This window comes from Flavobacterium sp. CBA20B-1, from assembly GCF_028473145.1.
GTDB lineage: Bacteria > Bacteroidota > Bacteroidia > Flavobacteriales > Flavobacteriaceae > Flavobacterium.
The window spans coordinates 1537468-1550315 of record NZ_CP092370.1; the positions used below are offsets into that span (position 1 = coordinate 1537468).

16 protein-coding genes and 1 tRNA gene are annotated in these 12848 nt (G+C 31.3%); 11 read left to right on the plus strand and 6 right to left on the minus strand.

Features of this window, described 5'->3' with window-relative positions; translation table 11 throughout:
- Window positions 1–83 precede the first annotated feature (83 nt).
- The 9 genes from MG290_RS07680 to MG290_RS07720 all read left to right on the plus strand — a co-directional run bounded on the left by MG290_RS07680 (window position 84) and on the right by MG290_RS07720 (window position 6207).
- Entirely contained in the window at window positions 84–1391 is a 1308-nt protein-coding gene (locus tag MG290_RS07680) for a tyrosine-type recombinase/integrase (protein ID WP_264560766.1), read from the plus strand.
- Between the two features lie 15 nt (window positions 1392–1406).
- Window positions 1407–2144 (plus strand): Fic family protein, encoded by a 738-nt coding sequence (locus tag MG290_RS07685; RefSeq protein ID WP_264560767.1) that lies wholly within the window; start codon window positions 1407–1409, stop codon window positions 2142–2144.
- 26 nt (window positions 2145–2170) lie between these two features.
- A complete protein-coding gene (locus MG290_RS07690) occupies window positions 2171–2659 on the plus strand; it encodes a hypothetical protein (protein WP_264560768.1) in 489 nt (162 codons plus the stop codon).
- A 12-nt stretch (window positions 2660–2671) separates the two neighbouring features.
- Window positions 2672–2962, plus strand: a complete 291-nt coding sequence (locus tag MG290_RS07695; RefSeq protein WP_264560769.1) for a hypothetical protein — start codon at window positions 2672–2674, stop codon at window positions 2960–2962.
- 45 nt (window positions 2963–3007) lie between these two features.
- Window positions 3008–3679 (plus strand): hypothetical protein, encoded by a 672-nt coding sequence (locus MG290_RS07700; protein WP_264560770.1) that lies wholly within the window; start codon window positions 3008–3010, stop codon window positions 3677–3679.
- A gap of 89 nt (window positions 3680–3768) precedes the next feature.
- On the plus strand, window positions 3769–4047 hold the full coding sequence (locus MG290_RS07705; RefSeq protein ID WP_264560771.1) for a helix-turn-helix domain-containing protein: 279 nt from the start codon (window positions 3769–3771) through the stop codon (window positions 4045–4047).
- Between the two features lie 2 nt (window positions 4048–4049).
- Window positions 4050–4469 carry a hypothetical protein gene (locus MG290_RS07710; RefSeq protein WP_264560772.1) on the plus strand — a complete coding sequence of 140 codons (420 nt, stop codon included), beginning with the start codon at window positions 4050–4052 and terminating at the stop codon, window positions 4467–4469.
- 92 nt (window positions 4470–4561) lie between these two features.
- Window positions 4562–5860 (plus strand): hypothetical protein, encoded by a 1299-nt coding sequence (locus MG290_RS07715; protein ID WP_264560773.1) that lies wholly within the window; start codon window positions 4562–4564, stop codon window positions 5858–5860.
- Between the two features lie 11 nt (window positions 5861–5871).
- On the plus strand, window positions 5872–6207 hold the full coding sequence (locus MG290_RS07720) for a hypothetical protein (protein WP_264560774.1): 336 nt from the start codon (window positions 5872–5874) through the stop codon (window positions 6205–6207).
- Window positions 6208–6249: 42 nt separating this feature from the next.
- On the opposite strand, the gene MG290_RS07725 is transcribed toward MG290_RS07720, so the two are convergent.
- The 3 genes from MG290_RS07725 to MG290_RS07735 form a co-directional block, all read right to left on the minus strand.
- Window positions 6250–6561, minus strand: coding sequence for a hypothetical protein (locus MG290_RS07725; RefSeq protein WP_264560775.1), 312 nt, complete (start codon window positions 6559–6561; stop codon window positions 6250–6252).
- 100 nt (window positions 6562–6661) lie between these two features.
- Window positions 6662–7543, minus strand: a complete 882-nt coding sequence (locus MG290_RS07730) for an IS982 family transposase (RefSeq protein WP_264560776.1) — start codon at window positions 7541–7543, stop codon at window positions 6662–6664.
- Between the two features lie 525 nt (window positions 7544–8068).
- Window positions 8069–8150: transfer RNA gene (locus tag MG290_RS07735), tRNA-Leu, on the minus strand.
- A 131-nt stretch (window positions 8151–8281) separates the two neighbouring features.
- Between MG290_RS07735 and MG290_RS07740 the strand changes: the two genes are divergently transcribed.
- On the plus strand, window positions 8282–9670 hold the full coding sequence (locus MG290_RS07740) for a dipeptidase (RefSeq protein ID WP_264560777.1): 1389 nt from the start codon (window positions 8282–8284) through the stop codon (window positions 9668–9670).
- Window positions 9671–9730: 60 nt separating this feature from the next.
- Here the strand turns inward: MG290_RS07740 and MG290_RS07745 are convergent, their stop codons facing one another.
- The 3 genes from MG290_RS07745 to MG290_RS07755 form a co-directional block, all read right to left on the minus strand.
- Window positions 9731–9991 carry a hypothetical protein gene (locus MG290_RS07745; RefSeq protein ID WP_264560778.1) on the minus strand — a complete coding sequence of 87 codons (261 nt, stop codon included), beginning with the start codon at window positions 9989–9991 and terminating at the stop codon, window positions 9731–9733.
- 113 nt (window positions 9992–10104) lie between these two features.
- Window positions 10105–10881 carry a hypothetical protein gene (locus MG290_RS07750; protein WP_264560779.1) on the minus strand — a complete coding sequence of 259 codons (777 nt, stop codon included), beginning with the start codon at window positions 10879–10881 and terminating at the stop codon, window positions 10105–10107.
- Window positions 10882–10949: 68 nt separating this feature from the next.
- Window positions 10950–12182, minus strand: a complete 1233-nt coding sequence (locus MG290_RS07755) for a glycosyltransferase (protein WP_264560780.1) — start codon at window positions 12180–12182, stop codon at window positions 10950–10952.
- A 77-nt stretch (window positions 12183–12259) separates the two neighbouring features.
- Between MG290_RS07755 and MG290_RS07760 the strand changes: the two genes are divergently transcribed.
- Entirely contained in the window at window positions 12260–12841 is a 582-nt protein-coding gene (locus MG290_RS07760) for a tRNA-(ms[2]io[6]A)-hydroxylase (protein WP_257499786.1), read from the plus strand.
- Window positions 12842–12848 lie beyond the last annotated feature (7 nt).

Consider the following 12848-nt stretch of genomic DNA (forward strand, 5'->3'; position numbering starts at 1 on the left):
ATAAAAAGTAACAAATGTTCGGAAGATGTTCGGAAAGATTTTATTTAATTGTATATTTGAATGTTCAGTAATTCATTATCAAAATGGCATCTATTAAGTACTTTATTCGAGGCAAAACCGAAAGTTTACAAATCTACATTAGTTTTACAGCAGGCAGAACAATAAAACTGCAAAAGAAAACGGGTTTCGTGGTTAACACGAAAGACTGGAGCGACAAAACAAACCTACCTAAACAAACCACAGCAGAAAATAAAAACCTTATTTCTAAACTTAATAAGTTAGAAAACTACATTTTTGACCGTTACAACGAAGATTTAACACAAAGTGTACTAATTGATGCCGATTGGTTAGATGATTGCATAAACAAATGTTTTAACCGTGTTGAGAAAACCGATAATTCTATTTTTGTTAATTACATTCAATACATTATTGATAACGCTAACACAAGAGAAGTACGAAATAACAAGATTGGTTTAAGTCCTAACACTTTAAAAAACTACAAACTATTTAAAAATCTTATTAACAATTATCAAAAACACATTAAGAAACAAATACAATTTAAAGAATTAAACAAGACGTTTACAGACAAGTTTAAAAACTGGTTACTTAAAGATAAAGGTTATTCGGTTAATTATGCAGGGCGACAATTTGAAATGATTAAAACCGTTTGTATTGATGCCCAAAAAAACGATGTTGAGGTAACACCACATTCAACAAAACTAAAATCGTTTAAAGAGTCCGAAGATGATAAACACATACAAACATTGTCTTTTGATGAATTGGAACAAATACAAAATACCGAAATGCCTACGCCAATATTAAACGAAGTAAAAAAATGGATTTTGATCGGTTGTTACATTGGGCAACGTGGTAGCGATTTATTAAGTTTAACAACCGATAATTTACGAATTAACGCAAAAGGCGTATATGTAGATATAATTCAACAGAAAACAAAAAAGCACGTTACAATTGGCGTTGTAAAAGATTATGTTGTAGATATTCTTACAAATGATTTTCCTAAACCAATATCGCACCAACGTTTTAATAAATACATATCAAAGGTTTGTGAGATTGCCAAAATTAACCAAAAGATTAAAGGTTACAAATTCAACAACAAAACAAACAGACGAGAGTTTGCAACTTTTCCGAAATATGAATTAATAACCTCGCATTGTTTCAGGCGTTCGTTTGCAACCAATTTTTACAAGATGATGCCAACAGCCGTACTAATTGGAATTACTGGGCACACCACAGAACAAATGTTTTTAAAGTACATTAATCAAAGAGCCGATAAAGATGCCAATGCCGATTTATTTATGCAGTTCTTTGAACAGATGAACCAAAAACAAGAGCCGACAATGAAAGTAATAAAAAAAGTAAGTAACCAATAACAAATACAAAGTAAAATGAAAAACGAATTAATACAATTAGACGAATTAAAAAACGAACTGAACCATTTACGCAACCAACAGGGCGAAAAAGTTACAAAGGCGTTTGATATAGAATATACTTACGAAAGTAATAAAATAGAGGGCAATACATTAACCTTACAAGAAACAGCGTTAGTAATTGAAAAAGGTTTAACCATTGGCGGTAAAACATTAAACGAACATTTAGAGGCAATAAACCACGCCCACGCAATAGAGTTTATTAAAGAACTGGCAAAAGATAAAAATAACATTACCGAACGTGATATATTGCAAATACACCGTTTAATATTGCAAGGTATTAATAACGAAAATGCAGGAAAGTATCGCAATGTGCAGGTACTTATTTCGGGTGCAAAACACGTACCGCCACAGCCTTATTTAGTACAGAAAGAAATGGAAAGTTTATTTATTTGGTACAACGAAAACAAAAACCACTTACACCCAGTTGTATTAAGTGCTGAAATGCACGAACGTTTAGTAACAATACACCCATTTATAGACGGTAACGGTAGAACTTCACGGCTGTTAATGAACTTGATTTTATTACAAAATGGTTTCCCTATTGCTATTTTAAAAGGCGATGCAGATAACCGTTTAAAATACTACAACGCATTAGAAACAGCACAAATAAACAACAATAAACAACCTTTTGTAAACTTTATCATTGAGAATATAAAAGATACTATGCAACGAATTATTACGGTGGTTAAATAAACATTGAATTTTTGTATATATAAATTATGAAAAAGAATTGCACAAAAAACAGCGAATTTACTTTACGTTTTTCTAGTAAAGTTAATATAGAAGATTCTATGTTATTTTTTTTTAATAGAATGATATTTCTAGAAGATCAATTGTTTATAGAATTATACAATAGAGAAGTTGAGATTGGAAACACAAATGAAGTTTTACAAGTGTTTTACTTTATGACAATGGATAGGATTTTTAACCGAAAGTTTGGCAAAAGTCCAATTGTATTAAATAAAGAAGAATTGTTATTGACGGTTAAAGGCAAAGTTTATTTAACAAACACTGGTTTTGAGTTAGAAAATAACAAGTATAATCTTAGTGTAAAAAGCAACTTACAACCCAATAAAGTTAATCAAGACAAAACTAAAAAGATCAATGAAAACAAGCAAAAATTACCTGACAAAGTAGAAGATTTAACACCAAACCAAAGAGCATTTTTACTTGTAATGATGAGAAATAAACAAAATACTAACAAATAAATAATTAAGACTATGACACAAAAATTAATTAACCGTTTTGAAAATTCAAAATACAATAATTCAGATTTATTTAAAATTTCATTGTTAACATTAAATAACCCATCTGAAAAAAACATTGAAAGTTTAACAGAGAAAGTTTTAGAATGTGTAGAAAAGGAAGAAGAAATTTGTAAATCATCAAAGGAGTTTTTCGGTGAGAATGATGATTATGAATATGATAGCAATTTAGTATCAATTGTAAAACATTTAGAAAAGGAATTAAAAACCAACTTATCTAAAGAGTTGAGCGATTTTAACTTGTAAACTAAAAATATACTGGCGTGTATGGATTATGTAAGTCAAGAAGATATGTTTTATTACTATTATCAAAAATATTTTAATAAAAACAATCATAAAAACGAGTATGATTTTATAATAGAAGAAATTCAAAGAATTGAAAATGCAGAAAATGAATATAAAAAATTATGTTCGTTAGATAAAAAAACACTTTTTGAGGTAATTAAAAGAGAAGATTATCGAGGTTTTAAAACTAAAGATTTTAATCAATGCTCAACCTCAATTATAGATCATGTAGTTAAATCTTTTTTAAATCAAAAATATGTACAGTTGCGTAATGTAAGCGGAATTAACAAAAATTATCTTCAATATAAATTAAAACATTTTGAATCAATTTATAAATTAAAAATAGACAAAATACATGATAATAACAGGGTTAAAAACCAATATGAAGATATTTTTAAGGGAGATGACAACACCAACTTTCTAATATTTAAAACCTATGCTGAAAAACATATTATTGATTTTTATGCAGATTTTAGTTTTATATTTCAAAGAATGATTAAAGAAGAAAGATTACATAAAATAAAGCATTTTGATTTTATGAATTGGTTAAAGACAAGTGATTATATTTCTGAAAAAGTTTATGATGATTTTATTAAAAAAGGAACATTTAGCACAAAATACAATTCGGCACAAAGAGAAAACAACTACAATAATATTTTAAACGACTTACTTAAATAGTTTTCCATAAATCGGAAAAAACTACCATAAATCGGAAATGAAACCGATAGAAATTTGTTGAGATAATTAATTATAAAATTATTTCGACAATGGAACAAATACAATTTATCCAAACTACACCCGAACAACTGCAAGAGCAGATTAACAAGGGTGTTAAAAGTCAGTTAGAGGACTTTTTAAAACACTTCAAACCGCAACAACCAAACGACTACCTAACACGCCAGGAGGTTGCAGAACTTTTTAAAGTAGATTTATCAACCGTTCACAACTGGTGCAAATCGGGTAAACTAAAACCGTACGGAATTGGTGCAAGGGTGTATTTTTTACGTGCCGATATAGATAATTGTTTAACACCTTTAAACGATTAGTTATGAGTACTGGCAACGTAAGAACTCCCGATTTTTATACGCATATTTTTTATTTAACCCACGAAGTAAAATCATACAGCGTATTTACTCACAACTTTATAAAATCGTCTAACATTCAACTTTTAACCGAAACGTTACGCATAGAGGTATATCGTGGTAAATCAAACGCCAAAGGAATAGAAACTTATTTACGTTTACGCACCTCAACCAACTGGCAAACGTGCGAAATGGTTACGGGTTTACGCCCAACAAAGAACCGTAATGTATTTTACGGAGATAGAAAAGTAAACGGCAAACGTAATCTTTTAATATTTGAATATTTAGACAACGACAAGGCGTTAAAAATAGACGTTTATAGGGCGTTTTATCCCAACACACCAAAAATACTACAAGATATATTAAAACGTAATTATAACGCATAAAAAAAGAGGTACAGCAAAACGTACCTCTTATTTGTTCAGTTTTCAATATTCAATACTGGCGTGTAAGAATATATGCCAAAGATAAATAAAAAATGATAGATTTTTTAAAAATATTAATAACCAATAAAACATTGATTAATAAAATCAATGCAAACCCTTTGTTGATATGGCACAACAAACAAGAAAGATTATCACACTTTGACTTTGAAACGGTTTTATCTAAAGAAACAAAAATCTACAACGGTGTTTTATTCTGTTTTTACGAAAACAAATTAGAGATACTTTTTAGACCACATTATTATTTTAACGATAATCTGCACAATGCAAATGATTTTAGTGCAGCTAACTGTATCATGGTTATTTATCGGTTAATAAAGGAGTTGTGTTTAACCGAAAATACTAACGAATTAAAAATAATTAATATCGAGTACGGCATTAATGTAATTAGTCCGATAGACTGCAAAGAATTGATAACGTTTATCGAGTATCATGGAAAGAATAAATTTAGAGAAGATGATAATTTAGCATATAGCAAAAAAAGTTATTCTGAAACCAAAAACGGAACGGCAAATAAGTACAAGATTATAAAGGCATATAATAAAGGGTTACAATTCCCCGATTATTGCGATATAAATACGTTTCGTTTTGAGGTTAAGAGTAAACAAACAAAGTATATCAAACCGTTAGGAATTGAAACAATTGCAGACTTATTAAAACCTGAAACATACAAAACATTATCAAACGAACTTATAAAGGAATTTAACGAGGTTTTAATATTAGGAAATAGTCAGGAATATAAAACCCTTACAACAAAGGAAAACAATCTATTAAACAAATACCTTAATCCTAATAACTGGTTTAAGGTAAAACAAATACGCCGAAACAAATTAGGTAAAATTATAAATCGAAACCGATTCAGCAAAACAAAAGAAAGGTATTTAAAATTGGTAAACAAAACAGGTTATAATATCCATACAGAACTAAAAAATATCATAATTGAAAAACTAAAAAATTTAGAGCAAAAGGGTGCGTTTTCCACACCTATAGAAAAAAGGCAAAAGGGTGCATATTCCACTATTAATATAATTGGAAACTGCACCCCTCTACCTAAACAAAACTGTATTATTACTGGTTTAGATATTTCAATGCAAAAAGAGGGTAGTTTTTTACTTTCGCATACAGGGTTAAAATATTATTACACCCATAACAGAAAAGTATTTGATGAGGTTAAAAATAAATACCTATCTGTAAAATGGTTTAATACCGATATAGAAACGCAAATAAAAGAAATTGCGCATAATATCCGGAACACCGCTAACAACCAAAAAATAAAACAAGAGAGAATTTATAAACCATCTCAACTAAACATTTTAAACACGTTGGGAATTTAATATTATGAACTATGAGTTACGTAAATGAAAGAAACTTGAAAGATTATGTGTCTGATTTAGCAAATCAAAAGGTAAAGGATATTTTAGAAAACAAGATACGAGCCAAATTTAATAGTTTGCCCAGTAAAACATTTGAAAATCAAAAATATTATTTAGTTTCTGAAATAGAGAATACAACAGTATCTTTTATCAATGAAATAGCGAATGTTATTTCACAAAACTTTAACAACACAGAAGTAAATTTAAACCAAATAAGTTCTACGCAAATGGCGAATAGAGAAAAATACTATCGGCAGGAATCTATCAATAAATATCTGGATGGTTTAATTTCAAAATACAGTTTTTAAAAATAATCCAAACCTATTAACTTATTTTAGTTAGTAGGTTTGTTATTGTATATTCTCAATATCATTTATCTGATTTTGTATAATATCATTTTGTAATTCTTGTTCACTTCTATTTAATTCCGTTTGAAACTTAATATCATTTATTTGGTTCGTTTTCAAATTTTTATATTCTTCAGTTTCTTTCTTAAAATCTTCAAAATCATTCTTAAGAATTTTAATGCTCTTTTCTTGAGTAGTACTTTTTTTTAATAGTTCTTCCAAATTTTTATTCAGTTCGTTAATTTGAAATAAATTAAAAACGGTAATACCAAATAACAGAATGATGGTAAAAGTTGTAACTTTTTTAGTGTTCATAGTATTTTAAATTATAAGTTCCATCAAATTAAATCAAAAATAATCAATTTGCTCCGTTAGAAAATGAAATAAATTAATAGTATAAACCCTTGGTGCATTATTAAACGAGATTAATTTTTAGGTTGTTAATATTTCTATTAAACACAAATTTATTCAAATATTGAATAGTTGTCAGTGTTGTAATTTTAGCCAGAATTCTTGTTTTAAATCCTTCAAAGGTCTTTGCGTAATTTCTTCTAATCATAAATTGGTCACACAATTGTGAGAACAGAGTTTCAATTCTTTTTCTATATTTTTTGAAATGATAAAATTGAGGTTTATAACCTTTTTGATTTTTTCTTTTCGGAGTTTCTAATTGGATATTGACCTGGTTAAATAAATCAAGTTGAATGGTTTGTGAAAGATAACCTTTATCTCCAAGTAAAACACAATCAGACATTTGCTTTCTTATATCCTGCAAATAATGAATATCGTGGACAGAGGCAGGAGATAAATCAAAACTTTGAAAAACACCAGAAATTGAGCAAACAGCGTGTAATTTATAGCCATAAAAATGTAAATTTTGTGAAGCACAAAATCCCTTGTTGGGAATGGCATAATCGACCTCCTTACATATTTTACTTCTGGAAGAACGTGCTATTTTACACACTTCCAAGGGCATACTATCGACCACAAAATAGTTTTCAAACTCATTAAATTTTTTTACCATTTTCATTCTGATTTCTTCGATAAATGGAAATAATTTTCTTTTTCTTCTGTTGTAAACACTTCGCTCAATTTTAGATTCAATTTCAAAACCCTTAATTTCTCTAAATAGCTGATGTTCAGAATCAATCGATTTAAATTCTGACAAGATTATTAAATTAATTAATTCAATATCAGATAGTTTAGGCTTTATTGGTTTAAAATATAAATTCTCTTTTTCCGAAATTTTCCGCAATTCCTTCAAAATTAATTTGTAACTTGCTTCTAAGTTGCTCATGATTGTATTTGATTGTCAGTCAATACAATATACTACTTTTTTGTATATTGAGCAACTTTTTATATAATGCACTACGGGTAGTATAAATTAAAATATAGTAACAATAACCATCAAAGAAGAATAAGATAACTACAAAAAAGTAAAATCTTTTTTTGATCCGACTATCATTACACCCCTATACCCCTATATTTTGCATTTTCGGTATGTACGCGAACAATCCTATATAATGATATGGTCACAACAACAATCACAAATTATACTTTTATTTTCTTTTAAATCAACTTACTGCATAGTATCAGTAAGGAATAATAAAAAAAAGAAAGACACTTTTAAAGGAAAACGTCATATTTCACTATATCAGTAGTAGTACAAACGTACTACAACACAATAAATATAAAATTTAAAACTTTGAACAGATTTGATACTTTTAAAGTTATTTAAAATACACTTTTTTTAAAATGTTCTGCAAATGTTCGGAAGAACGCAAATAAAAAACCCTTAACTATTGAAAGTCAAGGGTTTTTGTGCGGGTGATAGGACTCGAACCTACACACCTTGCAGCACCAGATCCTAAGTCTGGCGTGTCTACCAATTTCACCACACCCGCGGTTTGGTAAGAACTATTCGTTCTTGTAAGACGGTGCAAATATACAAATGCTTTTTTATTCTGCAACAAAAAATCATTAAATTTTTATCGTTATATTTGTTGTAAACAATACAAATCATTTAATTCATATAATGGAACTTATTAAAAATTATGTTCAGCAAAACAAGGAACGTTTTATAAATGAGCTTATTGACTTATTAAAAATACCTTCAGTTAGTGCTGATAGTGCCTACTCACAAGATGTTTTAAACACTGCCGATAAAGTAAAAGAATTTTTAGAAAAAGCCGGTTGCGACAAAGTAGAAATCTGCGAAACGCCTGGTTACCCTATTGTTTATGGCGAAAAAATCATCGATGAAAATTTACCTACTGTTTTGGTTTATGGTCATTATGATGTGCAACCTGCTGACCCTATTGAATTATGGGATTCACCACCTTTTGAACCGGTTATCAAAAAAACAGAACTACACCCAGACGGAGCCATTTTTGCGCGTGGAGCTTGTGACGATAAAGGTCAGATGTTTATGCACGTGAAAGCTTTGGAGTTAATGATGCAAACAGATACGCTGCCTTGCAACGTGAAGTTTATGATTGAAGGCGAAGAGGAAGTAGGATCTGAATCTTTGGCTTGGTTTGTTGCAAAAAATCAACAAAAATTAAAAAATGATGTGATTTTAATTTCCGACACCGGAATGATTTCGAACACACAACCGTCTATCACAACTGGTTTACGTGGTTTAAGCTATGTGGAAGTTGAAGTTACAGGTCCAAATCGCGATTTGCATTCGGGCTTGTATGGCGGTGCTGTTGCCAATCCAATTAATATCTTATCTAAAATGATTGCTTCGTTGCACGATGAGAACAATCACATTACCATTCCAGGTTTTTATGACAAGGTCGAAGAGTTATCAAGAGAAGAACGCGATGAAATGGGCAAACGTCCTTTTTCGTTAGATGATTATAAAAAAGCATTGGATATCCACGATATTCACGGCGAAGCTGGTTACACTACCAACGAACGAAATTCAATACGTCCTACGTTAGATGTTAACGGAATTTGGGGTGGATATACCGGCGAAGGTGCAAAAACAGTGATTCCTTCTAAAGCATTTGCAAAGATTTCTATGCGTTTGGTTCCTAACCAAGATTGGGAAGAAATTACTGAGCTGTTCAAAAAACACTTTGAAAGCATTGCTCCGGCATCGGTTAAAGTGGTCGTAAAACCTCATCACGGCGGTCAAGGTTATGTTACACCTATTGATTCTATTGGTTATCAAGCAGCATCGAAAGCATATACCGACACCTTTGGTGTAACTCCGATTCCTGTTCGTTCGGGCGGATCTATTCCTATTGTGGCTTTATTTGAAAAAGAATTACAATCGAAAACCATTATGATGGGATTTGGTTTAGATTCTGATGCAATACACTCACCAAATGAGCACTACGGGATTTTCAATTACTTAAAAGGTATTGAAACCATTCCATTGTTTTATAAATATTTCACAGAAATGTCTAAATAACCCCAAAAAAAAGTCCACTTCAATGTATGAAGTGGACTTTTTTTATCAAGTAATCTTTAATTATTCAGCTGTTTGTACCGTATCATTTGTCACGGGTGCAACTGCTTCAGCGGGTACACTTGCTGTATCTTTTTTAACCAAAGGTTGTTCTGGCGACAATTCGTCTTCTACAATAACAGCTGGTGTTTCTTTTGAAGGTTTTGCTTCAAAAACAGAATTTCCACAGCTTCTGTATAAAAAGAAAATAAGCACCACACCTAACATTAAAGGTATTAAACTGTATTTGAATGCATTTCCGCTTTTGTCTTGACCGTTATTCATAATATTTAATTTTTTGATAATCACTAAAACATCGCAAATATACTATCTTTTTTAGCATTTTTTTATCCCTTGCAATAAAATATTAAATAATCATGCAAAAATCAATGGTATGTTTAGTTCTCACTATGATTTTCCAAGCTGTCGTTGTGCATCACTGCTTCTTCAATGGTTCGTTCGCGATTGCATCCACGGTAAAGAAAAAAGATTACCACAACACCAACAAACAAAGGGATTAATGCGTATTTAAACAAGTTTGCTGCACCGCCTTTTTTAGGTTCTTCATAAGCAGATTCTTTTGTTTTAAACTGATTTTCTTCGTTGTTGTTTACCACATTATGAATGGTACTATCGGCGTGTTCACGTGTTTCGGCATGAATAGGTGTTGGTTCATTTACCGTAGTGTTTACTGTTTCTAACATTCCCAAACCGGCCGGAATCATTGCTTTCAGCGAACTTAAATTATTTGTAATCACCGTTTGAATACTACTTAGTTCAAATTGGGCATCCAAATTTTGAAAATAATCAATAATTCCCACAAAGGCAGTTTTCAAAACTGCATGAGCAGATTCATCGGAAATATTAGAAAAACTGGAAATTTTATCCGCAAAATCGTGTTTATCTGTTCCTAAAAAGTCTTGTAGAATGGTTTCTGATTTATCAAATTTAAAGCTGTAATCATTTGCTGCATTGTTAAAAATTTGCTGCACTTCGGTAAACATTGCTCTTAAATACGCATCGCCTTTGTAGTGCATTTTTAGAAGTAATGCAGGAATGGCTACATCAAAAGCATTGTGCATAGCTGTTTCGATCTCGTTGGTACTAATTGCCAAACTTGATATAAAAGTTGGCGAAATGTACTGTTTCACTTGGGTTACTAAAGGATTTTCCATAACAATTAAAATTTTCTTTTAATAAAGATACGGCTATTAAATAAAACCAACTTGCTATGCAACAAACTTTAACGATTGTTATGGAGTTTGTTTTTTGTTTCAATCCATAAGCTCATGTACTTGATAGACTGCAAACTATGGTGCCACAACATTTTTTGGATAGGCAGCTTTTTTCTGTGGATGGAAATTTGTTTTTGGATTGATAAAAGGGTTGTTGCCAAAACTCCGTTCCAAATTTTATCTGAAAAATACTGATTTATGATTTGATATCCATTTAAAACCGATTCGTTCCAAATGCGTTCATTATTGTACAATTCACAAACGGCATTCACAAAATCTTCTGGTTGATCGACTACAAACCCTGCCCAATTTGCAGTGGCAATGCCTTCACTTCCTATTGAAGTGGTAACATTGGGCAAATTGTTTTTAAAACCATCGATAAACTTGCCTTTTAAACCTGCGCCAAAAGGAATGGGTGCTGCTAAAACCCTATAATTTTGCATAGTTGTGTTCACATTTTCTGCTGTCCCTTTTATGATAAACCCTTCGGATGTATTTTGTAGTTGGTTGATTTTTTGTGAAGGATAAGCACCGTATATATGTAGTTCTACATTTTTTAAACGCTTGCGAATAAGCGGCCACATCTTTTTTAGTTGAAGTACCGTTTCATAATTGGGTTCGTGGATAAAATTACCTATAAACACTATATTTTTGCGTTGGTCAAATGTGGGCAATGATCGAAAATAAGCTTCAGACAAATGCGTCTCTATAAAAGGCAGATACAGCAATTGTACTTTAGGAATCTGAAATTGATGAACCAATAAATCGTATTCAAATGGAGAAATAATAAGCGACACATCACATCGATGAATAGCCGCCAATTCGCGGTGGCAATCTGCCGTATCATAATCTATTTCAGTATTGTTTTTATAAGCAACCGTTCGGGCTCTGCGTACAAAATGCAAATCTTCGGTGTCTAAAACCGTTAATGCATGGGGCAATTCTTGCTTCACACGCCAACCAAATTGTTCTTCGATTAAAAATCGGTCATAAACCACTATGGTAGGTTGCAATTCCCGCACAAAATCGTTGAACATGGAATCGTTTAAAACAATCGAATGCTCCACTACTTGCTCATTTGCCAGAGGATGCGAGGCTACCGATTTAGCAGCCGCACAAGCAAAATGAATATCGGTTGCTATTTTCTTTAACTCATCAATTAATTGCAACATACGCCAGCCGGCTGCAGATGAAGTGGGTTCAGGCCACACCAAACCTATGATTAAAATACGATTGTTCATAAGGCAAATATCGAAGTTATCTTTAAAAGATGCTAACTGTTTAATTAATTTGTAAATTTGCAAAAAAAATCTACCAAATGTTAGGACTTAAGTTATTGACCGATCCGCGTTGGGCAAATATTGCTGAAGGTAATATAGAAGAAATCTTAACCGATCATGCGTGGTGCGAACAAAAAGCGGCTACAAATGCCATTACAATTATAACATACAACTCAGAACACGAAGATTTGGTGACGGCAATGACCGAAATTGCGATTGAAGAAATGGAACATTTTAAAATGGTGCATGACATTATTAAACAACGTGGTTATACGCTGGGCCGTGAACGAAAAGACGATTATGTAAACCAATTGTATAAATTCATGAAGAAAGACGGTTCTAGAAACGATGCTTTTATAGACCGTTTGTTGTTTGCTGCAATGATTGAAGCCAGAAGTTGTGAGCGTTTCCGCGTGCTTTCTGAAAATATTAAAGATGAAGAGTTGGCTAAATTTTATAGAGATTTAATGATTTCTGAGGCGGGACACTATACCACTTTTATAAAGTTTGCTAAAAAATATACCGAACGAACCAATGTGGACAAGCGTTGGAAAGAATGGCTGGAATTTGAAGGACAATTGATTCAAAATTACGGTACAAAAGAAACCGTTCATGGATAAAAAAACA